Genomic DNA, 23,303 nt, shown 5'->3' with positions numbered 1-23,303 from the left:
TAATGGCAGGCAGTCGCACGTCTTTACATAAATGGCTTACAGCTATTTTTCTGATATCGCGTACGGACACGGGCACGAATGCTGTTGCGCTCTCCAAGATTATAAGTGTCACCTACAAAACAGCTTGGCTTATCCTCCACAAAATTCGTCACGCCATAAGTACGGCAGACCGAGGCACATTACTCTCAGGTATCGTCCAAGTAAACTCAGCTGTCTATGGAAAACCGTATAACCCTTACTTCCGCAACCATCCACAGGAGCACTATCTTCTAGCAGGCTCCTCCCTCGACATTCACGGCGATCCTTCCTATTTCAAACTCAAACTTGTCCCTAAAATACATATAAAAGAAAAGCTTTTTCAACGATCCGCAGCATTGGATTTCACCCAACAACATATCGAATCCCATACAAGCAGCATCGAATTTGTTACTGGACGGTTTAGTTCCAAGAGATTTCGCGCTCTCATTGCATTCGCTTTACAGGCCGGCAAATCTATTAACAAAAATTTCCATGGCATTGGCCAAAAGTATCTACAACATTACCTAGATGAATTTTGCTTTAAGGTAAATCTCACTTTACGTGAAGCACCCATCTTTCAGCATTTGGCCCACTTATGTACAGCATCTAATGCCAAGTTAAGCTTTTTCAATCCCCAAAACATGCCTATATGCGCCTAAGAACAACAGTATAACAATGTATCCTTTAACATCCTATCCTGTAAGTTAATTGGTTTTGCACTAAGCTCCAAGCAATTTGAGGTAATGTTCACTGGGCTTTTTTGGCGATACACAAAAGTAGAATACAGATGGGAATTTTTTTGTCATTACGACTCCCTTACTTTAGTGTAGCCTGAGGCAAATGGAGAATGGGGAGAGTAGGCGTACATAGTAAGTGAGAGGTTCTAGGACAGCACTCATAGTGTTTTCTTAGACGATTACTGCACCTGAGCCCAGGGGATAGTGATCATAGTCCCCCTTTATAGGATAGGCATGACCCACGTAACAAGTAACACTAATCACTCCGCCCCCCTGCTTTCTGAGCCAAGGGGATAGTGATCATAGTCCTCCTTTAGCGGATAGGCATGACCTACGTAACAAGGTAACACTAATCACTCCGCCCCCTTGCTTTCTGAACCAAAGGGATAGTGTTTATAGTCCCCCTTTAGCGGATAGGCATGACCCACGTAACGAGTAACTCTGATCACTCAACTCCCTTGCTAACTGAGCCAAAGGGATAGTGGCTACAGTGTCCTCTTATGCCATATCCAACCACCTGTGTGTTGCATATAAAAAAGAATCCTCAGCTTGGTTGCTGGGACTCTTTGGCATTGCATTGCTTATTTTGCAGCTATTTCGGAAAGGGATTCTAGTTTAAGCAATTTTGTTCGGACTGCGTCTTTGGAGAAATTCTCTCCGATAAATACGGCAACGTCTGGCACATCGCCTTTGGGAGTGATTTTGACGAAATCCATTTCTCGATAGGCATACTGGAACAAGAACCGGCTTGAGGTATCTGAAAAACTGAGAATCCCTTTAGCACGGTATACCTCTTGCGGTAGCTTACTGACAAATTCTTCGAATGCGTTGCTATCTACTGCCCGCTCAAAAAAGTGCGTATACGCCATCACATGATTGTGAGAATGATGATGGCGACTGTCATGCGCATGATCATGGTCATGATCATGATGCAGTTTATTACGGGATTCATGTGGGTCATGATCTTTTGATGAATGGGTGGCACGTTGGATGTCATGAGCACTGTCAGCGTCATGATGGTCTTCATGATGATGGTTGACATTGTGCTGCGCGTTATTCTTTTTGTCATTATGTTTTGCGGCAAGGTGCTGTTCCTGCCCTTGCTCTTCTTCCAGTATTTCGATGAGTCTCATGTCGATTTGGCTGAATACGGTGTAGTGTACAGATGCATATGGATTCCATTCGCGTACAAGAGCATCTACTTCCTGAAGTGCCGCTTCCTGCAAAAGGTCTGCCTTGTTCAGTAAAAGTAAGTTCGCACAACGGATTTGTTCCTGCATAAGCCGGTAGGTCTTGCCTCGACTTGTCCGGCTTAGCTCCAGCAATTGCGGTGCATCCACTACGGTGATAACGGCTTTGAGCTCCACCGGGAGTATAAGCGAAGCATCTGTTACTTCATCAATGATTTCCATTGGATTTGCGATGCCTGTCGATTCTATGAAAATCAGGTCCGGCTGCTCCTCTGTTACAAGTTCTTTGAGCGCCGTCGCAAGATCACCTCGACTTGAACAACAAATGCAGCCGCCCAGCAGCTCTGACATCGGCACTTCATTGGCAATTAATTGCCCATCCAGGTTAACTTCACCAATCTCGTTCATGATGACCGCGGGTTTACGTCCCGCTTCGGTAAAATGATCAATCGCTTTCGTTAATAAGGTGGTTTTGCCGCTCCCGAGGAACCCGGATAATACATACACGGTAACTCTTTTGTGTGCTGCCATACTCATTTCTACCTCCGCCCAAGCAGTATGATAGCGAATGCTTCTAACCTGCTTATAATTGATTTCTCTTCTATTATTCGTAATTATTACTTTTAAGTCAAGGGGATAAAATATTTTCCTAGACTTGGGAATGTTGATTCCTTGATTATATTTCTCTTATTTCAGAGGAATTTTGCTTAACTTCGAATTTAGTAAACAGGATCGGCCATTTCCCAACGAGTTGGACAAGAAAGGGAAATAGCTTGACCCACAATAGACTGTTTACCCGATCGGTTGGCTTGAGCGGAAGCTCAAGTCGATCATAGAGAATTATCGCAGCTTCTTCAACAAGTGCTAGCGCCAGGTCCATCGGAGCAGATGCATTGACTGCTTCCAAACGTGGAAGATAGTGTTGACTAATAGATTCCGATAATCGATGCTCAGACAAATTGTCTGAACCCATCACTTCCCCCATTCCTAAGCTGACAAGATGTGCGATGTCGGCATCGAAAGCATGGGGAATGCAGTAAATTTCCAACGCTAAAGCAGCTATATAGATCTCCCTTAATAACTCGTCTTCTTTAGACTCCGATAATATGGGATCTTCTAGATAGGCCGCAACGATCGGTTTGATTGTATCCCAGCTATTTTCTATGCTTTTCATTGTAAACTGCATCATTGCTGCAGCGAGTTCTATTGGTGTAATTTGTTTTCTGTCTGCCTCTTGCATGTGCTTAACCCTCTTCTCTATCGTTACTTTTAAAATGAATGGTGAGTTCTATAATTTCTGAGCGGCTGCCTAGACGAATGGGCGGTCCCCACGTACCAAAACCTGAGGAAACGATAGCATGAAGGTTGCCTTTGCGCAAGTAGCCCCAATCTAGTTCAAAAAGCCTTCCTGTTATAAGGTGATTAGGCGCCATTTGGCCTCTATGTGTATGACCTGATAGCATCACATCTGCACCGGCATCAGCTGCTTTGTCTAGGTGGTAAGGTTGATGGTCCATCACGATTATAGGCTGTCTTCGATCTGTGCCCTCCAGCAATGCAACCAGCGCCTTACGTCCATCGGGCGTCCGCTCGGCCGCTTTGTCTTTTCTCCCTACGATGTAAAGCCGATCCTTGATATGAACGGTTTCGTCCATGAGCACACGAATGCCGATCTGCTTCATTTGTTCCACGAAGGCAGGAATATGTCCGCCAATGTATTCATGATTACCGAGCACAGCATAAATACCTAGTGGAGCCTGCAGTTCTCGCATTGTTTTACCCATATTGTAGCGGATAAAAGGCTTAATATCATCGTCAATGACATCCCCCGGCAAAAGAATCAAGTCCGGTTTTAAGCCATTGACTTGCTCTACAAGCTTACGCAGATGGCGGTTACCGACAATTGAGCCCAGATGGATGTCGGAGGCTACTGCGATGCGAAGCTGCTTCCAGTCTCCCGCTTTTTTGGGAACCTCAATGTCATATCTGCGTATAACAGGGCTCCGTGCATTATAAGAACCACGAATAATAGCAATGAGTATAATCCCTACATTTATCCATCCGAGAATCGGAACGTAGGTATTTGAAGGAACAGATGCCAGATGGAACACACCTATCGCCAAATCAGTCAATGGCAGCAGCAGAATACCAAATTGCATGATGGCAAACCAGTAAGAGCCGATAATTTTTAATAGTCGGGACACGCCAGCAGGCAGCACCCGCGAGCTTACCCATGCTAATAGATATGACAAAGCGATAATCCAGAAGGCAACCCAGTATAGTGCTGGATGAAACCAAGAACCTAGTTGGTCGGATAGAAAGACTTGACCGTGCCAACCTATGTAGCCATTCACACCAAAAACAATAATGAATATCAGTGTGATGCTTATTGCCATACGTACTTTCATGTTGTAACTCTCCTATTCTGTTCTCCAAGCCATCTCTTATATGAGCAGGCTCAACGGTTCTATACATTGCTCATCGTCGTTGCGAACATCGCCCACTCGGCTCGACACTGGGTACGCAAACATTTGCTCGGCCGGATACGATTGCAATAATGGTCGTAACCTGTCGGTGTTTGTGATGCTGCGATCCAACCAAACCGCCTCCATCTCCTTCGGCAAAATGACCGGCATACGCTCATGAATATCCGCCATCATTTCGTTCGCTTCCGTTGTAACGACGGTGCATGTAGAAATGCGCGTGCCATCCGGAGATTTCCACGTGTCGTATAGTCCTGCCATGCTAAAGATGCCCTTGCTGCGCAGCATAATACGCATAGGCTGCTTATGTTTACCTGTCCCTTTCCAATCGTAGAAGGAGTCTGCCGGAATCAGGCAGCGCTTACGCTCAAACGGCTTGCGAAAGGCAGGCTTCTCCGCGAGGGTCTCAGCTCGTGCATTGAGCATTTGGTAGCCTAGCTTCTCGTCCTTTGCCCACTCTGGAACGAGCCCCCAGCGCAGCTCGCCAAGCTTATTCTTCTCCCCGTCATGGACGATAGCCATGACTTGCTGTCCCGGTGCTACATTATATCTGGGGCTGTATCTTCCAGAATATTTGTAATAAATATCATAATGAAGCATAAGCTCCTCTAGCGTCACGGTGATCGTATAGCGTCCGCACATTAGTGCACATCTTCTCCTTTGTACGGTTCTCCCACATGAGAACTAATTCTTTTAGCTGCTGCAACACTCTTCCTCCATTATGAGAAAAAGAATGACTCACGTCAATTCGCGTAAGCCCGAGGAAGATTTCTCCATCGGGCTTACGGTCTTGGTCTTGCTATTGTCTCGAGGTTCTCTCGTTCTACGTTTTCTTAGCTATGATAAGCGCATCGTCTGGTTATTTTTCATCTGCTACTCGGCCGATAATTTCTTTTATATATTTTTTCAACTGGACACTGATCTCCGAACGCATAACATCACGAGTCATCCCAAAACGATCCTCATAACCTCGACATAGAAAACGGTGATACACGACCATTTCCGCATGTTCGTCACTGAGGATTTTTATGTTACGCTTAGTCAATTCACGCCGTATATCATACATGTCTCTGCTTATTTTGTTCATGACCACTTGACCAGTTGCTAGATAAAGCTGCTTTAAAAGGTTAGGACTACTCTTAATGTCATCTACACTCTTTTGTACCATCGTAAGCATGTGGGGTAGTAAGATGTAGTCACGAATCATATTGAGCTCCTCTGATGTGGGGCGAGACGTTTTTTTGGGATCATTTCGACTTTCGTATTCCTCTTGATGTTCGGTGAGTAGCATCTTTGATTTCCAACGCTCATTACCGTCTAGTTTGCTCATTTGTAATGACCTCCGATCTGTCCCGCTCGTTCTCGTGCTACTCCGGCCGTTAATAAAGAGGATGCCCGCATAATAGCGGCGCTGCCAAATCGATCTTTGATTTCATCAGTCGCTTTTTCCAAGGCGTATGCTTTCTCACGATCCTCGAATAGAGTAAGCTGGTAAACGCTATCGTCCACCAATTGTGTGAGTGATATATGCAAGTGACTTACGGGCATTCCACTCCAATATTTATGAAATATCTCGAGCACTGCTGCCGCTACTTCATGAGAGAGCGACGTAGGTTGCTGCAGTGTTACCTGCCGACTAAACCCTGTAGACCGTACCCCATCGGTCTCCGCTGCACCAACGGTCACCACATGGCCCATGTATCCATGTCTCCTGCTGCGGCGGCAGACCTCCACGACCAACTCTAAAAGCACAACCTCAATATCTTCAAGCTTACGATAAAGGCTGCTTCGCAGCGCCTTACCATGGCTAATAGATTTCAATTTGTTACGAATACTTGGTACGACCGGGCTAGGATCGATGCCCCGCGCCGTCTGCCAATAGTACTCCGCTTGAATATCGCTTTGCTTTCCCATCTCCCAACGCATGCGTCGTTTGAAATCGGCCAATTCCAATCGTGCTATGTCACCAATCGTGTTTAATCCCATTCTTATAAAATGACGAGTCATTCGCGATGCGACCATAAACATTTGGTGTACGGGCAGCGGCCACAAATCAGATTCAATATTGTCAAAGCCCAGTTTGAAGATACCTTCAGGCCTTTTTTTCGCGAAATTGTCCGTTGCCATCTTGGCTAATATTTTTGTTGGTCCGATTCCGCAGCGAGTCCAGACCCCAGTTGATAGCAGCACGCGAGATTGAATTTGCAGTGCGATCTCTTCCGGAGAACCAAAACAGGAAGTAGAGCCGGTAACATCGAGAAATTGTTCATCTATGCTGTACGGCTCAACCTGATCAGTAAAAGACTCAAAGATCTCAGTAATGAATAGGGATATGGTAATGTAGGTTTGCATCCGCGGTCGAATGATGTTTAAATTCGGGCATTTAGCAAGCGCCTCACCTACCCTTTCAGCCGTTGTTACTCCATGAAACTTAGCGACTGGGCAAGCCGCGAGAATGATGCCTGATCGGCGTGAAGGATCGCCTACGGCTACCGGTTTATCTTTTAGCTCAGGATGAGCGGCCTTTTCGATTGAAGCGTAGAATGATTGGCCGTCGACCAGAAAAATCGTCCTTTCAGGCATAGCGCTTCACTTCCTGTATGGCCATGATCCGATCGATCCGAAAAACACGAGACTCTTTCGCGGTAAAACAAAATGCTTTAATCATGTCCTCTTTTACGTAATCAACACGTATATGCCGCTTAGTCCCGCCGTGGCGATCTTTGCTCACCGCAATCCCCCCCGCATATTCATGAGCGTGGTCATAAGCTCAGCCTTGACCAAGCTGCGCAGCATCGTGAAATGATGAATGTAGCCTCGGACTTTGTACTCTACGTTAATGCCTAAGGCATTCATTTCGGTATGAATAACTTTCATATCTCGTTTCTTCATCTGGCTCTTAATATTTTGTAATTCTGGATAAATAGCCATTTCAACCTCTCTGAGATAAAAAAGAATATGATTGTACACGATTTTATCTTTATAAACCTTGAGCTCCTCCATGTCCCTTGCTAGCATATCGAGCAATATGGGCAACAGCGTGTATTCCTTAATAATTTGAACATCCTCTTCTTTCTCAATTCTTGAACTTGAACTAACTTTCATATTCCCACCACCATATGCGAACATATATTCGTGTTATTTATTATATACCGAACACGTATTCGTTATGCAAGTGAATTTTTTTGGAAGTAAAAAAAGCCACTTAACAGGGCATCTTCAACCCCGAAAGTGGCGCATTTTGTTGAGTCCATCGAAACACATGGACCATAGTTTACAAGTGAAAGGCATTGTTAGGATCAATCATGCTACATATAAATCGCTATCAGAATGACGCATATACAATTTAGTGCAACAAGCAGCGGTATCCCAATGACGAATGAGGTATGTTTCGTCTTATGGCGCCAAACCCGCATACCGAGCCACCCGCCAATCCCGCCACCGAGAGCAGCCAGTATAAAAAGACGTTTTTCAGGCACTCTACGCCCGCCTTTTTTGGCTTGTCCCTTGTCATGTCCCATTTCTATGAATGTAACGATATTCATCAGCAGTAAATAACAGAGGAAATAAGTCAAGTTCCATACACCTTCGTTTCCAAAAAAATAGTAAGCTTCCTACTATCATCTTAAAATCGAATGCGGGCACGGTCAAATGTTAATTTATTTCCTTCTTTAGAGCAACTCCAACTCCACAACCGTAGCTCTTTGATCCGGCAGGGGATAGCTGAAGTGTTCAGGTTTAGCGAAACTAACGAACGCATCGTCCGGATACTGAGCGGCGCTCCAAGGACGGCTTAGAAAGAGCTCGGAACCGTCCGATAGCAGCCTTGCTTTCTTCACCTTGCCAGCCAAACCATTCAAGTTAATGGGGCCCACGCTTTCCTCAAACACGTGGGCATACAGCAGATTGCCCTTTTGCGTATACCTGCCCCACTCCGGTTTCGGTAAGTAGGCTTGCCCACAGCCGTAAATGCTGTCCCCATTTTTCTGAACCCAGTCGCCGATCTCTGCCAAAATGTCCAGCGACTCCTTCGGAATCTCGCCGAGCGCATTCGGACCCACATTCAAGAGCAGATTCCCATTTTTGCTGACACACTCTATGAGCTTACGGATAAGCGTCGTTGAGGATTTAAATTGGAGATCCTTGGCTGCGTACCCCCAGTTATTATTCAACGTGATACAAGCTTCCCATGGGAGCGGATTGCCCGCATGATCCGTCACACCTTGCGGTGGAATGATCTGTTCAGGTGAAGCAAAGTCACCCGAATAGCTGAGTGGATTTTCCGTGAAAATGCTTCCGCCCTCTTCGCCGCTTGCATCCAATCGATTGTCTACGATGATATGCGGCTGCAGAGAGCGAATCATCGCCATCAGCTCGGTTGCTTTCCATGTCTCTCCCTTCATGCGATCATAAGAAAAGTCAAACCACATCACATCCAGTTTGCCATAGTTCGTCAGCAGCTCCCTTACTTGTCCATGCATATACGCAAGGTACCGATCGAACGTCTCCGGATTTCTTGCGTAGCTCTCATTATTCCGCATCGGATGAATGCGGTCCCCATAAGCCGGGTAATCCTCATGATGCCAATCGATTAGGGAATAATAGAGTCCCACCTTTAAGCCTTCCGCCCGAAACGCTTCAATAAATTCGCGAACCAAATCTCGCCCGGCCCTTGTATTCGTTGACTTATAATCTGTGAGAGCGCTATCAAATAAACAAAACCCGTCATGATGCTTGGCTGTCAATACCGCATATTTCATACCCGCTTGCTTCGCCGCACGCGCCCACGCCTTAGGATCATAACGGACAGGATCGAATTCATCATAATACGTTTGATAGTCCTCTACCGAAATACGCTCGACGCTGCGCACCCATTCTCCTCTAGCTGGAATCGCGTATAATCCCCAATGAATAAACATACCGAATCGATCCTGCAGAAACCACTGCGTACGCTCTGTTCGTTCTTGAATAATCGGATGAATGCTTGTCATCAGCTACACACCTTTCGAATTAAATGCGTGTTTAAAAAGTCCACTTTCAGAACCGAGAAGGCCCTCCCGAAGTCCGGAGAAGGAGGAACGGAGCGTAGAGATTTGCTACGTGAGTACCGGACTTCCCGGTTTCGTTCAAGATTCGATGCCGAGATGCTTCCAGGAATGACTTCGTTATCAAAGTAGACTTTTTAAACAACCTCTTAAACTTCACAGCTTTAGTCTATCAAGCCTGTGCTATAATAGACAGGTACGAAACTAACCTCAATCAGGATATAATTAACATTCTCAGGTGAACATGATGATGAATTCGCAACAAATTACATTCCTATCGGACCTTCTGCAGAACCTACAGATTCACATTTTGGAAGCCCATCTTACGCAGTGCACCACCTCGTGGAAGGAGCTTAATTTTACACCAGAGCATAATAAGCTGTATTGGATTCTGGAAGGCGAAGGCTGGGTTAAGGTTGACCATCAAGAGCTTAATCCTGTGCCTGGTCAGCTATGTCTGCTTCCTGCCCATGCGCTCCATTCTTACTCTACGATCAGCGATCGTCCTTATTTAAAATATTGGTGCCATTTCACAGCGCATATCGGTTCCTTTGATCTTTTTCAATGGCTGGACATTCCTTTGTTCATCCAAATTCAGAGCGTCGAGCAAATGACGGCATGGTTTCAGGAGCTTGCCGCCTTGCATCATGAACCGTCGCTAACTTCGCGTTTGCGGGAAAAGGCAATCCTGCTGCAAATCATATCCAGCTATTTGGAAGCGGTTCCTGTACAGGTACTGCAAAAGCGTACCGATGAAATGGACCGGCTCGGCCAACAGAATCTTCATAAGAGCATCACTGTGGAACAAATGGCCAAATCCGTTCACCTGCACCCCAATTACTTAATCAAATATTTTAAAAAGCACTTTGGCATGCCACCGGCCAAATACATGCAGCGCAAGCGCATTGACATGGCCAAATTTCTACTCACGACCACGTCGCTTAGTATGAAAGAAATTGCCGAGCAGACCGGTTATGAGGATACGAACCATTTCGCAAAAAGCTTCCGCAAAGACACCGGCTTTCCGCCTACGGAATACCGGATGAATGTGCAGGGCAAAGTATAAAAACAGCAAAAAACGCTAGGATTAGCGACTGATCGTTCATCAGTCCCTCCTAGCGTTTTGTTTTGTTATCCAGCTGGTTAATCCAGCACTTCACTGTCAAAAATATGAGAGCGCTGCAAGTAGGCCCTCAGCGGCATGAAGGAGGCGCCCGTCCAGAAGGACGAGTCACCGACAAGCTCTGCCGCATCATCGCGCGCTTGCTCCATGACTTCAAAGTCCGCCATCATATCGGCGATCCGGAACTCCGGCAGCCCGCTCTGCTTCGTGCCGAAGAAGTCCCCCGGCCCGCGCAGTTCTAAATCGCGCCGGGCAATCTCGAAGCCGTCGGTCGTTTCGGTCATCGCCTTCATGCGCTCCTTGCCGACCTCGGTCTTCGGGTCGGCGATGAGCACGCAGAAGGACTGGTGCTCACCGCGGCCAACCCGCCCGCGCAGCTGATGCAGCTGCGACAGGCCGAAGCGGTCGGCGTCGTAGATCACCATCAGCGTGGCGTTCGGCACGTCCACGCCAACCTCGATCACCGTCGTCGACACCAGCGCCTCCACGGTGCCTTCTTTGAATGCGCGCATGATCGCTTCCTTCTCCTGCGCGCTCATTCGCCCGTGCAGCAGGCCGATCCGCATATGCGGAAAGTGCTGCTGCAGCTGAATGTGGACGTCAATGGCATTCTGCACGTCCAGCTTGTCCGACTCTTCGATGAGCGGACAGATGATATAGGCCTGCCGCCCTGCCGCAACTTCGCGCTGGATGAAGCCGAGCACACGCTCCAGCATCGCGTGCTGAACCGCGTACGTCTTAATCGGCTTGCGCCCCTTCGGCAGCTCGCGCAGCGTCGAAACGTCCATGTCGCCGAAGGCCGTAATCGCCAGCGTGCGCGGTATTGGCGTCGCCGTCATCGTCAGCACGTCGGGGTTCATGCCCTTGCGCCGCAGAATGCTGCGCTGGTTCACCCCGAAACGGTGCTGCTCATCCGTCACGACAAGCCCCAGCTGGCGGAAGTAGACGTCCTCTTGAATGAGGGCATGCGTGCCAACTAGCACGTCGATCATGCCCAGCTGCAAGGAGGCCAGCAGATCCCGTCGCTGCCGGTCGGTCGAGCTGCCTGTCAGCAGCGCAACCTGCAGCCCGTAGGGCTCGTACAGGCCGCTCAGCGAGCGCATATGCTGCTCAGCCAGAATCTCAGTCGGCACCATCAGCGCGCCTTGGTAGCCGGCCTTCACCGTCGCGTAGAGGCCTATGGCCGCGACGATCGTCTTCCCCGCACCGACATCGCCTTGCAGCAGTCGGTTCATGGCATACGGCTCCTGCATATCGTGCAGGAGCTCGCCTACGACCTTCTTCTGCGACTCCGTCAGCTGGAAAGGCAGCGCGCGTACGAAGGCTCGGACAGCAGGCAAGTCCACCTGCTGCCGGAGCCCGTCCGCGCGGCTGCGCGTCACGGCGCGGTAAGCTTGCAGCTTGAGCTGGAATAGGAACAGCTCCTCATACACCATGCGCCTGCGCGCCTGCTTGCCTTCCTCCACACCGCTCGGCGTGTGGATGACAGCGAGCGCCTTGCTGCGCGGCATAAACCCATACCTGCCGGTAATGCCAGCCGGCAGCACTTCACTGATCATAGCGCTGTACTGCGTCAGCGCCTGCTGTATAACCTTACGCATCCACTTCTGCGTAACAGTGCCTACAACCGAATACACCGGCTGTATGGTGCCGGTATTGGAATCGCCTTGTCCGGGAAACTCCGAATCGGACACGCTCATTTGCCTGCGCTTGCCATCCCATTTGCCGGTGAGAATAATCTCCTGCTGCGGCCGCAAGCGATCCTTCAGGAAGTGGCGGTTGAACCACACCGCCGTCAGCAGGAACTCATCGACCATCACCTTGCAGGATAGCCGGGATTTGCCGCTGTAGCGCTGCAGCACCGGCTCTCCGATGATATAACCCTTCACCGTGACGCGGTCGCCGTCCTTCACACTAGCTAAATCACGCACCGTGTAATCCTCATATCGGAACGGCACATATTCCAGTAAATCCATAACCGTAAAAATGCCCATGGAATTGAGCTCAAGTGCCTTCTGAGCGCCTACTCCATGGACTTCGCGTACTTCAAATTGATTCAGATCCATCTCTTACACCGTACTCACGAACGCTGCGATGGTTCCTGGTCCAGCGTGTGCGCCAATAACAGGTCCCAGTGTAATGTAGTCCACATGCTCCACAACAAATTGCTGCATGATGGCCGCGCGCAGCTGTTCCGCACCTTCCAAATTGTTTGCATGAGCAATGTGTAAACTGCGGATTGTCTTACCCGATACATCCGCCGCCAACAGCTCTAAGATTCGCGCAACCGCTTTTTTGTGACCGCGAACCTTATCAATTGCCGCTACTTCGCCCGCTCGATCTAGAGAAAGAATGGGCTTAATGTTTAGTAGAGAACCGAAAAGAGCAGATGCTTTGCCGATTCTTCCACCTTTTTGCAAAAATTCTAGCGTATCTACGAGGAAGTATATGTAAAAGTTCTCTCTCATCGTTCGTACAAGCTCTAAAATCTCATCAACACTTTGCCCCTCCTTAGCTGCTCGGGCAGCAGCTACAGCTAGAGCGCCAATCCCATAGGAGGCCGAGCAGGAATCGAACACATGAACCTTGCCTGACGAGTCCTCCAGCATCGTGGAAGCCAGCAGCGCTGATTGATACGTTCCGCTCAGCACGGATGCCAAATGAATCGAGATAACCTCCGTATCAGGCTCTTCCAGCAGTCTCTGGTACAAGTCCAGAAACTCCGCAGGAGAAGGCTGTGACGTCCGGGGAAAGTGCGGTGACGAGGTCAGCTTCGGATAAAATTCCTCAGACTGCAGCGTCACCGTATCTAAATATTCTTCATCTCCAAAATGAATCTTGAGAGGCACCATCTCGATGTTAAGTTCTTGTCTGAGTGCCAAAGGTATGTCGGCCGTGCTGTCCGTCACAATACGAATGTTTGTCAACAGGGCTCACTCCATTTCACGAATTTACTCCACTGCTAATGGTATTCTTTTACTCAACGGAAAACAGGTACGCATACAAAGGCTGTCCGCCAGGATGAAGCTCAATTTCGATGTCGGGATAAGCCGCCTGAATGAACGACTCCAGCTCCTCCGTCTCTGCCTCGACGGCATCTTCTCCGGTGAGGATAGTGACAATTTCACTGCTTTCTTCAATCATTTCCTCTAGCAGCTTCTTACAAGCATCAAGGAGACTCGGTTGTGAAGAAACAATACGCCCATCTTGGATGCCAATAAAATGGCCCTGCTTAATGTCAATACCGTTCATGTTCGTATCGCGCACAGCGTAAGTAACTTGGCCCGATTTTACACGTCGAAGCGATTCACTCATGGCTGCCGTATTTGTTTGGGCATCCGCCTTCTCTTGGAATGCCAGAATGGCTGCAAGACCTTGCGGAATCGATTTAGATGGAATCACAATCAGCGTTTTGTTGTCTACCAGTTCACTGGCTTGCTGCGCAGCCAAAATAATGTTGGAATTGTTGGGCAGCACATAAATGGTGTCTGCATCAATACTGTTAACTGCATTCACAATATCCTCCGTGCTTGGGTTCATCGTTTGTCCACCAGACAGAACGACATCGACGCCTACACTAGACAAAATATCGGTAATGCCCTCACCTAAAGCAACCGCAACGAAACCATATGGCTTGCTTGGCGTTACAGCTGTGGCCGTGGTAGAAACAGGAGCTTCGTACCCTTCGGCCATATCTTCCAATATATGTGAATGCTGATCGCGCATATTTTCAATTTTGATACGGCTCAGAGCACCGTAATTCATGGCTTGGTTCATCACTTCACCCGGGTATTCCGCGTGAATATGAACCTTCACCAACTCGTCGTCGGCTACTACCAGCAGCGAATCCCCCAACTTGCTCAGTTGATCACGGAACGTGCCTTCATCGAAAACAAGTCCTTTGACCTTGCCTGGAGCAACCGTCAGCATAAATTCTGTGCAATATCCGAACTCGATGTCTTCCGTGGCCAAATGTGCCTGTGCGGGAAGATGTGCGTGCACTTCCTTCGCTAGGTTCATGCCGGGAACGAGTGAAACCGCACCAAGTGTTGTATCCATCGTAGCATAGTCATCGTTCACTTGAACCAGACCGCCGCTTAGCGCCGTGACAAAGCCTTCATAGACACATACAAGGCCTTGTCCACCTGCATCTACCACACCGACCTGCTTGAGCACAGCAAGCTGCTCAGGCGTTCTAGCGAGGGCTTCCTTCGCTTTGCTCAGAACCTCCTGCATGAGATCCAGCAAATCGCTTCCGCGTCGATACTGTGTGGCATGCTTAGCGGCTTCTTTCGATACCGTCAAAATCGTTCCTTCCACCGGCTTCACAACAGCCTTGTAAGCTGTCTCTACACCTTGCTGCAGAGCGCCAGCGAATTGCTGTACATTTACATGCTCAAGATCATGCACATGCTTCGCGAATCCGCGAAACAGCTGTGACAGAATAACCCCTGAGTTGCCTCTTGCGCCCATCAGTAACCCTTTGGACAATGCATCAGCTGCTTTCCCAATATGGGAGGATGGCTTCTTTTTAAGTTCCTCACAACCCGCAGTGAGTGTCAAATTCATGTTGGTGCCGGTATCTCCGTCGGGTACAGGAAAAACGTTCAATCCATTAACCTTGTCTACATTTCTGCGAAGGTTATCCGCACCCGCCAAGACCATGGCAGTGAAGTCATTTCCATTTATTGAAATAAAGCGCTTACTCAAAGTGATTCCCCTTCCTGGTTATCGGGCTTTTACTTGGCTACACGAACGCCTTGAACAAAAATGTTCACATCGTCCACATGAAGCCCTACAACGTCGTTCAAAATATATTTGACTTTCGTTTGGACATTGCCTGCGACTACGGATATTTTCGTTCCATAGCTGACAATAATATAAAGATCAATTTCGAGTCGCCCGTTTTCACGACGAACTTCAACACCGCGGCTTAAATTGTCCCGTCCTAGCAGTTCAGCTATCCCGTCTTTCAGTTGCTTTCTCGTTGCCATGCCAACAAGTCCATAACAATCTAACGCAGCGGATCCCGCCAGTGTTGAAATCACTTCATTGGTAATAAACACTTTTCCGTACTCAGTTGTGAGTTCAATTGGCATTATCTAACAACTCCTTCAAGTTTCGCTTTAGCAAGACTAACTTTGTAAGTATTCCCTTTCCTGCTTTGCTTTAGCAAATTCGACTCTTTATCAGTCAATTACTTATGTACTTGGAATATGGGCTAATCTTCATTGTACTATAACATACTGAATAAATAAACGGCAAAAGTGCAGGTAATTCGTTGACTAGGCTCCTTTTGCTATGCTATTATATTTAAGTGTGTTTTTGCTGGTTATATCATGAATCGCAACAAACCTAACAATGTCTAAAATTATGGAAAGCTGTCATGTCAAGCTTAGGCTTGCCACCCAGGCTGCTTTGTATACTGCCCAAGGAGGTGTCAAACATGTCCCGCAAATGTTTCATTACAGGTAAAAGTCCTTCTTCAGGAAATCACGTGTCCCACGCTAACAATAAAAACAAGCGTACTTGGGGAGTTAACGTTCAAAAGGTTCGCATCCTCGTTGATGGCAAACCAAAACGGGTTTACGTAAGTACTCGTGCGTTGAAATCCGGAAAAGTGGCTCGCGTTTAATTGTAGCTGCGCATACTTACACTTTCTATTTGAAAGACAAAAAGCACCTTATCGGTGCTTTTTTTGCATTTCTGGGGAATGGAGTAAGTAAGTGTTAGCCTAGTTTTTACTAAACGTATTAAGTACGGCTTTCACGAATCCACCCAAAAATCTTGGTAGTTTGATTGTGTAGAACTTCATTCTCTACCCCTCCTTAGAGTTTTGTCAGCAAACTGACTCATAAGCATCAGCTTAAAGTTTTCGCCAGAAAACGGATTAAATAAGCATCAGCTTATACTTTGCGTCAGAGAACTGACTTCGTGAGCAATGGCTTAGAGTTTTCGGAGAAAACTTATGTCGTAAGCTTCACTGGCTGCATGACTGCTCCTTAGCATCGTTACAACAGTATATGCCCCGATAGTGAAAAAGTACCTTCTATTTTACTTTCTCCCATCAATTCGCTTCCAGAAAACAAAAAAAGCTACAAGAGCACTTTGCTCTTGTAACTATATGTATGCGGCTAGGGGGCAGTTATACCCAGCTGCGTGTAAAGCGCATAAATTAAACTGAAAATAAAATAAAGAAGAACAGAAATAACGATGAACCAAATACGAAACCCGATTTGCTCAAACCGGCGGAAGAATCGCATCCCTACATATAGGGCGCCAAGCGAGAATATATACTTCGAGATATCGTGTATATTTGAAAAACACGCTAATAGGACTGCGCAAAGCAGACTGTACATCAACAACCAGAGAAATCTCATCGTCCTTTCGTTCCCCCTCTACCCGCGTATCCGCCTGATAGCCTCCGCACGATCGGACTGCCCGAACACAGCATTTCCGGCAACCAACACATCGGCTCCAGCTTCCACCACCTGGCGGGCTGTCACCTCGTTAATACCGCCGTCTACTTCAATATGAAGCCCGTTCAGCCCCTTCGCATTTGCTTGCTCACGAAGGGCGCGAATTTTGCTCAGCATGCCAGGAATGAAAGCTTGTCCGCCGAATCCAGGATTGACCGTCATAATAAGCACAAGATCCAGCTGTTCATCAAGGACATGTTCAATGAGCGAAATCGGGGTTGCAGGATTCAGTACAACTCCCGCTTTGACCCCGCTTTGCTTAATAAGATGAAGTGTCCGATGCAGATGCGTACAAGCTTCCACATGGACGGATATCAAATCAGCACCCGCTTTGACAAAATCAGGGATATAGCGATCTGGCTGCTCAATCATCAAATGAACATCAAGAGGCAGCTTGGTCACTGGGCGTATTGCTTCAACAACAAGTGGACCAATTGTGATATTGGGCACGAAATGGCCGTCCATGACATCCACATGGATCCAGTCCGCTCCGCCAAGCTCCGCTTCCTTAATCTCTTCCCCAAGCTTAGCGAAGTTGGCTGATAAAATAGAAGGTGCTACATGTACCATCCGTCCTAATACCTCCTCTTCCGATCCTTGATTTCAGTTAAAAACAACAAGTAATGATCATAGCGAGAAGCTGCAATCGTCCCCTCGGCTACCGCATCACGAACCTTGCAATCCGGCTCATGCAGATGCAAACAGCCTCTGAACCTGCAGCCCTCCGCTATCGCGGCAAACTCCTTAAAGCAGCCGCTAAGACCTTCCGCTTCGACTTCCATAAAGTCTAACTGGCTGAATCCCGGTGTATCGGCTACAAGGCCACCATTCGTGAGCGGCATCAGCTCAACATGACGAGTTGTATGCTTCCCTCTGCCTAATCGCTGAGAAATGGCATTCGTTTCCAGATTAAGACCGCTTATCATGGCGTTAAGCAGAGAAGACTTACCCACACCGGATTGTCCAGCAAAAACACTGACTGCTCCGTCCAGATGATGCAGAATCGCATCCACGCCTTCTTGCAGCTTAGAACTCGTCTTCACGACGGTATAACCGATTCCCTCATAGAGCTTCGTAATCCGCTCGAGCTCGGCAACCGTCATGTCTTTGGGAACGGAAGCCTCGTCATCTTCTGTCAATAAATCACTTTTCGTGAAACATAGCAGAACATCGATGCCCGTATTTTCAATATGGACCAGAAATTTATCTAACAACTGCAAATTAAGAACAGGCTCTGTCACCGAAAAAACGAGTACAACCACGTTTACATTGGCGATTGGAGGTCGTATGAGCTCCGAAGTGCGGGGAAGGATTTCAGTAACAGTCCCTTCCCCATTCTCCGTTTCCGCGTACATAACGCGATCTCCAACAAGGGGAGTTATGTTTCTGTTTTTGAAAACGCCTCTCCCGCGGCAGGTAACCGTCTTGGCTTCACGAAGATCCGCCTCCTCGGGCAACACATAATAATAGCCGCTCAGCGCTTTTACGATGTATCCTTGGGGCATTAAGGTGTGCCTCCAGCAGGTGGTTTAGAGCCAGTGCCGCCTGTTTGCCCGTTTCCAGTGCCGCCAACCGGAATAGCCGGTCCATTGCTCTGCTGTTTAGGCGAAGGCGATGGTGACGTGGAAGGACTTGGCGATACGGTCTTTCCATTTTTTTGATCCAAGTAGTCTTGATATGTGCGAGTAATGGAGTTGACCAAGTTATCTCCTTCTTTAATCAAAATGACCGCTTTCTTATCTGGAGAAACAATGACTTTGACATCCAAATTCTGAGGCTTCGATACTTTTTCTGTTTTGTATTCGAAGTTCTCATACTGGGCATCACTTACGACAATTTTGAACTCGGAATCCTTGCCCTCCGTCGTCGGCTTCACAGCAATACTTACCGTAAGCTGTCCGGCATCCTCCGGCAATCCGTCACTAATGATCAAAGAAATCTCCGAGCCAACGGATACATCCTGGTTTTTCTCAAAAGGAAACTGTTTGACAACCTTCCCTTTCGCGACTTTGTAGCTTTTCTCACGGGTTATGCCATTCACAGGGAGCTTAAGATTCAGCTTTGTGAGTTGGGCCTTAGCATCAGCTTCCGTCATTCCGACGAGATCCGGCATTTTGAACGTTTCTTTGGCTTTGCTTACGGTAAATGCAATGACCGCTTTGTCAAGCTCAAACTCTTCGCCAGCCAGAGGGGATTGCTTCAAAATGATATCAGGCGTACCATCCGACGTCTCTTGTGTAATCGTAATCTGCTCATCCTTGATGCCTAGAGCTTGCAGCTTCAGCTTAACATCCTTAAATGGTTGCCCTGCATAATTATCCATCTTGATTTTAGGCGTACCTTTACTAACATACAGCGTCACTTTGGTGCCTACATTCATTCTCATTCCTGTAGGATCTTGACGAATGACAATATCTTTAGCCAGCTTGCTGTCCAAATCATATTCAACGGTAGAGCCCAATTTAACCGCCGTCAATTCAGCTTGAGCTTGAATTAACGGTTTTCCTGCTACATTGGGAACCTCGACCGTTTCAATCGCGAACATCCCTTTCACGTACCCGACCAAATACCACATAGCCCCGAGCACCATTAACAAAACGACAATCCAAATGAGCGGCTTAACCCACCCTTTCCCTTTGGAAGGAGCTGGCTCTTCCCGCCAGGCAGGTTTCTCGGGCTCATCATCATCATCCTCGAACTGTCCGAGTTGGTCTGCTCGAATCGCAGGCATCACTAAGGTACGCTCTTCATCCATCCCATCCGCATCCCAGAAAACGACCTTTGCTTCATTCCGGCGATCCGGATTCAAACAAGTATCGAGATCTGCCATCATTAACTTCGCAGACTGGTAGCGTTCCTCTGGCTTTTTGCGCATGGCTTTCAAAATAATGTTTTCCACGCTTTGCGGAATGAGAGGGTTCACCTTACGCGGATCTTCCACATCTTCCTGCAAATGCTTCAAAGCCACAGAAATCGGGCTCTCACCGAGAAAAGGCAGCCGGGCTGTCAGCATTTGATACATCACGATGCCAAGGGAATACAAATCGGATTTCTCCCCTGTATTCGTCCCTTTGGCATGTTCCGGTGAGAAATAGTGCACAGAACCGACAACCGATCCGGTTTGTGTGATGGTGGAAGACGTGGCAGCTCGCGCGATACCAAAATCCGTCACTTTCACACGGCCGTTTTTGCCGATCAAAATATTGTGCGGTTTGATATCCCGATGAATGATTTCATTATGGTGGGCGTGATCGAGGGCATCTGCGATTTGACTCGCATAGTGAACCGCATCTTCGACCTGCAACGGTGCCCTCTCTTTGATTAAATCATTCAAAGTTGTGCCTTCTATGTACTCCATCACAATGTAATGCACGTCTTCTTCTTGTCCGACGTCATAAATACTGACGACATTAGGATGAGAAAGGGAAGCGGCTGCTTGAGCTTCTCTACGGAAACGACGAATGAATTCTTCATCGTGCACATACTGCGAGCGCAGTACTTTCACAGCCACTTTACGATTTAATAATAGATCATGCCCTTTGTAGACTAAAGCCATGCCGCCTCCGCCAATGCGATCTAAGATTTCATAGCGGCCTCCAAGCTTTCTACCGATCAATTCCCATCACCCCTTTTTTCGTCCGAATCATGATCGTGCGCAAGTAAAACGACCGTTACATTATCGTCTCCACCTTCATCAAGCGCGCTTTGAATCAACTGTTCCGCTGCATCTTCCATACGTTCATGCGATTTGACTATTCGTAGAATATCGCTGGAATCCACCAATCCGCTTAAACCATCCGTACAGATCAGAACGATATCACCCGGACGCCACGCGTACTCATAGAGATCTACCTCTACGCCCGGCTCTGTGCCTAGTGCACGAGTAATCCAGTTACGTCTAGGGTGATGGTCGGCCTCTTCGATCGTAATCTGCCCGTTCTTCACAAGCTCATACACCAGAGAATGATCTTCCGTTAGTTGTGTGATCGATTCACCGGTGATCTTGTAAGCGCGACTGTCACCGATATGTCCAATGATAAGAAGCTCTTGCGAAGCAATAATAGCAACAACCGTCGTGCCCATACCATGATAACTTTCTTGTCCTGAGGCGAATTCATAAATTTTCTCATTCGCCTTTTCAATGGCTTCCTTCAGCACTTGCTTACAAGCTTCAACAGACATTCCCCAATGGATCGATTGCAGCTGATCTGCAATCATTTCGATGGCCATTTGGCTGGCGATATCACCAGCTTGATGTCCCCCCATACCATCAGCCACAATAGCCAAAGATAGGCCATTGAGATTATGATGGATGGCGGCTCGGTCCTCATTCACTAAGCGGACTTTGCCAATATCGGTACGGCTTACCATCTTCATCCGGATTTCACCTCATTACTTGTTCTCCATATGCTTTGCGCGCAATTGTCCGCAGGCAGCAGCAATGTCACTACCTTGTTCACGACGTATGGTGGCATTAATTTTGCCCTTCTCCAGAATACGTTGGAAGGTGAAAATATCATCCCTAGGCGTACGTTTGAAATCCCGTTCGGCCACGAAATTCACAGGAATCAGGTTCACGTGGCTAAGGGGCATATCCTTCAGCACTTGCGCGAGTTCCTCTGCATGTTCTGGCTGGTCATTCACTTCCCCCATAAGGGCATATTCAAATGTAATTCGTCTGCCGGTTTTGGCGATGTAATACTTACAAGCTTCGATTAAGTCGACGAAAGGAAATCTCCGATTGACCGGCATTAGCTTGGATCTGAGCGTATCATTCGGCGCATGAATAGAAATCGCCAGATTGACTTGCAAATTCTCATCGGCGAACTTATAAATGTTTGGCACAATACCACTCGTCGAAACCGTGATATGGCGCTGTCCGATGTTCAAACCTTTGGGGTGAATCATGACACGAAGGAAATTCATTGTCGCTTCATAATTTTCAAAAGGCTCGCCAATACCCATAATAACGATCGAAGAGATGCGTTCCTCTGTCTCATCCAGCAATTTCTGAGCTTTAACAACTTGGGCCACAATCTCGCCCGGTCTCAAATCCCGCTTCAATCCGCCCAACGTAGATGCACAGAACGTGCAACCTACACGACACCCTACCTGCGTTGTTACGCAAATACTGTTGCCGTAGTTGTGCTTCATGACAACTGTTTCAATGGCATTCTTGTCTTCCAATTCAAATAAAAACTTGACCGTACCGTCCTGCGACTGATACTTGGCAATTTCGGAAAGCGTAACGAACTCAAACTGATCCTTCAGTTTGTCACGCAGCGACTTCGGCAAGTTCGACATCTCATCGAAGCTGAATACCCGCTTAATATAAAGCCAATCGAAAATTTGCCCAGCACGAAAAGAAGACTCGCCGTTCTCTTTCACCCAGCTCTGCCATTCGTCCCAATTCAAATCATATACAAACGGTTTATCTTTCTCATAAGGCTTATTTCCCACATTTATCACAACCTGTTGTTATTTGTCCTGATTTTTTGCTAATCGTATGTTATTTTATCACAAAGCGGGAACGAACACACGTCCCCGTGGTTAGCAGCTGCGGACGCTAGGCATTTACCTGGCTGAGTAACCGAGACCGTCGATTTATTCATCCAATTTTGTTCTACATAATGGTGTCATATATCGGTATCATCTACATTTAGGCTCACTTGAGGTTGCCGGATGAATGAAGCCCTAAACGCGGTAGAATGATGTTGTAAAAAATGCAACAATTGCTGCCTAAATCTCGCCTATTTCCCTTCGATGTTGCAGAATGTACAACAATTTTGCCCAATATAAAGCATTTAGCAACAAATGTGCTCAAAATGTTGTACGATATGCAACTTCAAGATGCAAAATAGCCTTTTGGCGTGTGAATTGTTGTAGAAAATACATTACCGATGCAAAATAGCTGACATGATCAGTAAGTCTTCACGTATAAATACAATTACTTAAATATATTGTATTTATTACCATTTTGTTTTTCTGGGTACAAGCCAAAAAAGTAAAGACTACAGAAAATGACGCGTTTTTACCATTAATTTACATTTTATTCTTGTGTCTCCGCTATTCTCTCACTATGATGCGCTGTGAACTTAGCCGTTCTTTTGTCTTGCTCGTCTTCTGTCGACCCTTTGAAGTTCTACTTGGCGGGCGAAAGACAGCATTTACAAAGTTAGACCAGCTATCATAGAAATAGATTCGCAATAACTTTAGCGTTGTCCAGGG

Annotated in this window: 24 protein-coding genes; 3 read left to right on the top strand and 21 right to left on the bottom strand. The window is 47.3% G+C overall.

Going from position 1 to position 23,303, the window contains the following annotated elements; translation table 11 throughout:
* Nucleotides 1-2 precede the first annotated feature (2 nt).
* Nucleotides 3-677, top strand: coding sequence for a hypothetical protein (locus G519_RS0129730; RefSeq protein ID WP_051253818.1), 675 nt, complete (start codon nucleotides 3-5; stop codon nucleotides 675-677).
* A gap of 659 nt (nucleotides 678-1,336) precedes the next feature.
* Here G519_RS0129730 and G519_RS0129725 read toward each other — a convergent pair.
* The 10 genes from G519_RS0129725 to G519_RS0129680 all read right to left on the bottom strand — a co-directional run bounded on the left by G519_RS0129725 (nucleotide 1,337) and on the right by G519_RS0129680 (nucleotide 9,419).
* Nucleotides 1,337-2,476 carry a CobW family GTP-binding protein gene (locus G519_RS0129725; protein WP_029197766.1) on the bottom strand — a complete coding sequence of 380 codons (1,140 nt, stop codon included), beginning with the start codon at nucleotides 2,474-2,476 and terminating at the stop codon, nucleotides 1,337-1,339.
* A 145-nt stretch (nucleotides 2,477-2,621) separates the two neighbouring features.
* The gene (locus G519_RS0129720; RefSeq protein WP_029197765.1) at nucleotides 2,622-3,185 is read right to left on the bottom strand and encodes a hypothetical protein; all 564 of its coding nucleotides are present in this window, start codon (nucleotides 3,183-3,185) and stop codon (nucleotides 2,622-2,624) included.
* A gap of 4 nt (nucleotides 3,186-3,189) precedes the next feature.
* Nucleotides 3,190-4,353: a metallophosphoesterase gene (locus tag G519_RS0129715; RefSeq protein ID WP_029197764.1), complete on the bottom strand. Its 1,164-nt coding sequence runs from the start codon at nucleotides 4,351-4,353 to the stop codon at nucleotides 3,190-3,192.
* A gap of 36 nt (nucleotides 4,354-4,389) precedes the next feature.
* Nucleotides 4,390-5,070 (bottom strand): SOS response-associated peptidase, encoded by a 681-nt coding sequence (locus tag G519_RS0129710; RefSeq protein ID WP_029197763.1) that lies wholly within the window; start codon nucleotides 5,068-5,070, stop codon nucleotides 4,390-4,392.
* A gap of 217 nt (nucleotides 5,071-5,287) precedes the next feature.
* Nucleotides 5,288-5,758 (bottom strand): hypothetical protein, encoded by a 471-nt coding sequence (locus G519_RS0129705; RefSeq protein ID WP_029197762.1) that lies wholly within the window; start codon nucleotides 5,756-5,758, stop codon nucleotides 5,288-5,290.
* Complete coding sequence (locus G519_RS0129700; RefSeq protein ID WP_029197761.1) at nucleotides 5,755-7,011, bottom strand: DNA polymerase IV; 1,257 nt, start codon at nucleotides 7,009-7,011, stop codon at nucleotides 5,755-5,757. The genes G519_RS0129705 and G519_RS0129700 overlap by 4 nt, the downstream gene beginning before the upstream one ends.
* Complete coding sequence (locus G519_RS50615; RefSeq protein ID WP_154669628.1) at nucleotides 7,004-7,159, bottom strand: hypothetical protein; 156 nt, start codon at nucleotides 7,157-7,159, stop codon at nucleotides 7,004-7,006. The genes G519_RS0129700 and G519_RS50615 overlap by 8 nt, the downstream gene beginning before the upstream one ends.
* The gene (locus tag G519_RS45205) at nucleotides 7,156-7,533 is read right to left on the bottom strand and encodes a hypothetical protein (RefSeq protein WP_051253817.1); all 378 of its coding nucleotides are present in this window, start codon (nucleotides 7,531-7,533) and stop codon (nucleotides 7,156-7,158) included. Before G519_RS45205 ends, G519_RS50615 begins: the two co-directional genes overlap by 4 nt.
* Before the next feature lie 203 nt (nucleotides 7,534-7,736).
* Entirely contained in the window at nucleotides 7,737-8,003 is a 267-nt protein-coding gene (locus tag G519_RS0129685) for a DUF1294 domain-containing protein (RefSeq protein WP_029197760.1), read from the bottom strand.
* A gap of 96 nt (nucleotides 8,004-8,099) precedes the next feature.
* The gene (locus G519_RS0129680) at nucleotides 8,100-9,419 is read right to left on the bottom strand and encodes an alpha-L-fucosidase (RefSeq protein ID WP_127528146.1); all 1,320 of its coding nucleotides are present in this window, start codon (nucleotides 9,417-9,419) and stop codon (nucleotides 8,100-8,102) included.
* A 304-nt stretch (nucleotides 9,420-9,723) separates the two neighbouring features.
* On the opposite strand from G519_RS0129680, the gene G519_RS0129675 reads away from it, so the two are divergent.
* Entirely contained in the window at nucleotides 9,724-10,539 is an 816-nt protein-coding gene (locus G519_RS0129675) for a helix-turn-helix transcriptional regulator (RefSeq protein ID WP_029197758.1), read from the top strand.
* Between the two features lie 77 nt (nucleotides 10,540-10,616).
* On the opposite strand, the gene recG is transcribed toward G519_RS0129675, so the two are convergent.
* From recG to G519_RS0129655, 4 genes are read right to left on the bottom strand one after another with little or no spacing between them, the layout of a single operon-like run.
* The gene (recG, locus tag G519_RS0129670) at nucleotides 10,617-12,662 is read right to left on the bottom strand and encodes an ATP-dependent DNA helicase RecG (protein ID WP_029197757.1); all 2,046 of its coding nucleotides are present in this window, start codon (nucleotides 12,660-12,662) and stop codon (nucleotides 10,617-10,619) included.
* A 3-nt stretch (nucleotides 12,663-12,665) separates the two neighbouring features.
* Complete coding sequence (locus G519_RS0129665; protein ID WP_029197756.1) at nucleotides 12,666-13,523, bottom strand: DegV family protein; 858 nt, start codon at nucleotides 13,521-13,523, stop codon at nucleotides 12,666-12,668.
* A 49-nt stretch (nucleotides 13,524-13,572) separates the two neighbouring features.
* Nucleotides 13,573-15,306: a DAK2 domain-containing protein gene (locus G519_RS0129660; protein ID WP_029197755.1), complete on the bottom strand. Its 1,734-nt coding sequence runs from the start codon at nucleotides 15,304-15,306 to the stop codon at nucleotides 13,573-13,575.
* Nucleotides 15,307-15,335: 29 nt separating this feature from the next.
* Nucleotides 15,336-15,695 carry an Asp23/Gls24 family envelope stress response protein gene (locus G519_RS0129655; protein WP_029197754.1) on the bottom strand — a complete coding sequence of 120 codons (360 nt, stop codon included), beginning with the start codon at nucleotides 15,693-15,695 and terminating at the stop codon, nucleotides 15,336-15,338.
* 347 nt (nucleotides 15,696-16,042) lie between these two features.
* Between G519_RS0129655 and rpmB the strand changes: the two genes are divergently transcribed.
* Nucleotides 16,043-16,231 (top strand): 50S ribosomal protein L28, encoded by a 189-nt coding sequence (rpmB, locus tag G519_RS0129650; protein ID WP_029197753.1) that lies wholly within the window; start codon nucleotides 16,043-16,045, stop codon nucleotides 16,229-16,231.
* A 99-nt stretch (nucleotides 16,232-16,330) separates the two neighbouring features.
* Here rpmB and spoVM read toward each other — a convergent pair whose 3' ends face one another.
* From spoVM to rlmN, 7 genes are all read right to left on the bottom strand, one after another.
* Nucleotides 16,331-16,411 carry a stage V sporulation protein SpoVM gene (gene spoVM / locus G519_RS45200; protein ID WP_036634233.1) on the bottom strand — a complete coding sequence of 27 codons (81 nt, stop codon included), beginning with the start codon at nucleotides 16,409-16,411 and terminating at the stop codon, nucleotides 16,331-16,333.
* A gap of 319 nt (nucleotides 16,412-16,730) precedes the next feature.
* A complete protein-coding gene (locus G519_RS0129640) occupies nucleotides 16,731-16,976 on the bottom strand; it encodes a hypothetical protein (RefSeq protein WP_029197752.1) in 246 nt (81 codons plus the stop codon).
* An 18-nt stretch (nucleotides 16,977-16,994) separates the two neighbouring features.
* A complete protein-coding gene (gene rpe / locus G519_RS0129635) occupies nucleotides 16,995-17,645 on the bottom strand; it encodes a ribulose-phosphate 3-epimerase (RefSeq protein WP_029197751.1) in 651 nt (216 codons plus the stop codon).
* A gap of 5 nt (nucleotides 17,646-17,650) precedes the next feature.
* Nucleotides 17,651-18,580, bottom strand: a complete 930-nt coding sequence (gene rsgA, locus G519_RS0129630) for a ribosome small subunit-dependent GTPase A (protein WP_029197750.1) — start codon at nucleotides 18,578-18,580, stop codon at nucleotides 17,651-17,653.
* The gene (pknB, locus tag G519_RS0129625; RefSeq protein WP_029197749.1) at nucleotides 18,580-20,691 is read right to left on the bottom strand and encodes a Stk1 family PASTA domain-containing Ser/Thr kinase; all 2,112 of its coding nucleotides are present in this window, start codon (nucleotides 20,689-20,691) and stop codon (nucleotides 18,580-18,582) included. Before pknB ends, rsgA begins: the two co-directional genes overlap by 1 nt.
* Entirely contained in the window at nucleotides 20,688-21,452 is a 765-nt protein-coding gene (locus G519_RS0129620) for a Stp1/IreP family PP2C-type Ser/Thr phosphatase (protein ID WP_029197748.1), read from the bottom strand. The genes pknB and G519_RS0129620 overlap by 4 nt, the downstream gene beginning before the upstream one ends.
* Before the next feature lie 15 nt (nucleotides 21,453-21,467).
* The gene (gene rlmN, locus G519_RS0129615; protein WP_029197747.1) at nucleotides 21,468-22,535 is read right to left on the bottom strand and encodes a 23S rRNA (adenine(2503)-C(2))-methyltransferase RlmN; all 1,068 of its coding nucleotides are present in this window, start codon (nucleotides 22,533-22,535) and stop codon (nucleotides 21,468-21,470) included.
* Nucleotides 22,536-23,303 lie beyond the last annotated feature (768 nt).

It is taken from the genome of Paenibacillus alginolyticus DSM 5050 = NBRC 15375, from assembly GCF_000422905.1.
In the GTDB taxonomy this organism is placed as follows: domain Bacteria; phylum Bacillota; class Bacilli; order Paenibacillales; family NBRC-103111; genus Paenibacillus_E; species Paenibacillus_E alginolyticus.
This window is presented reverse-complemented; position numbering and strand designations above follow the sequence as displayed.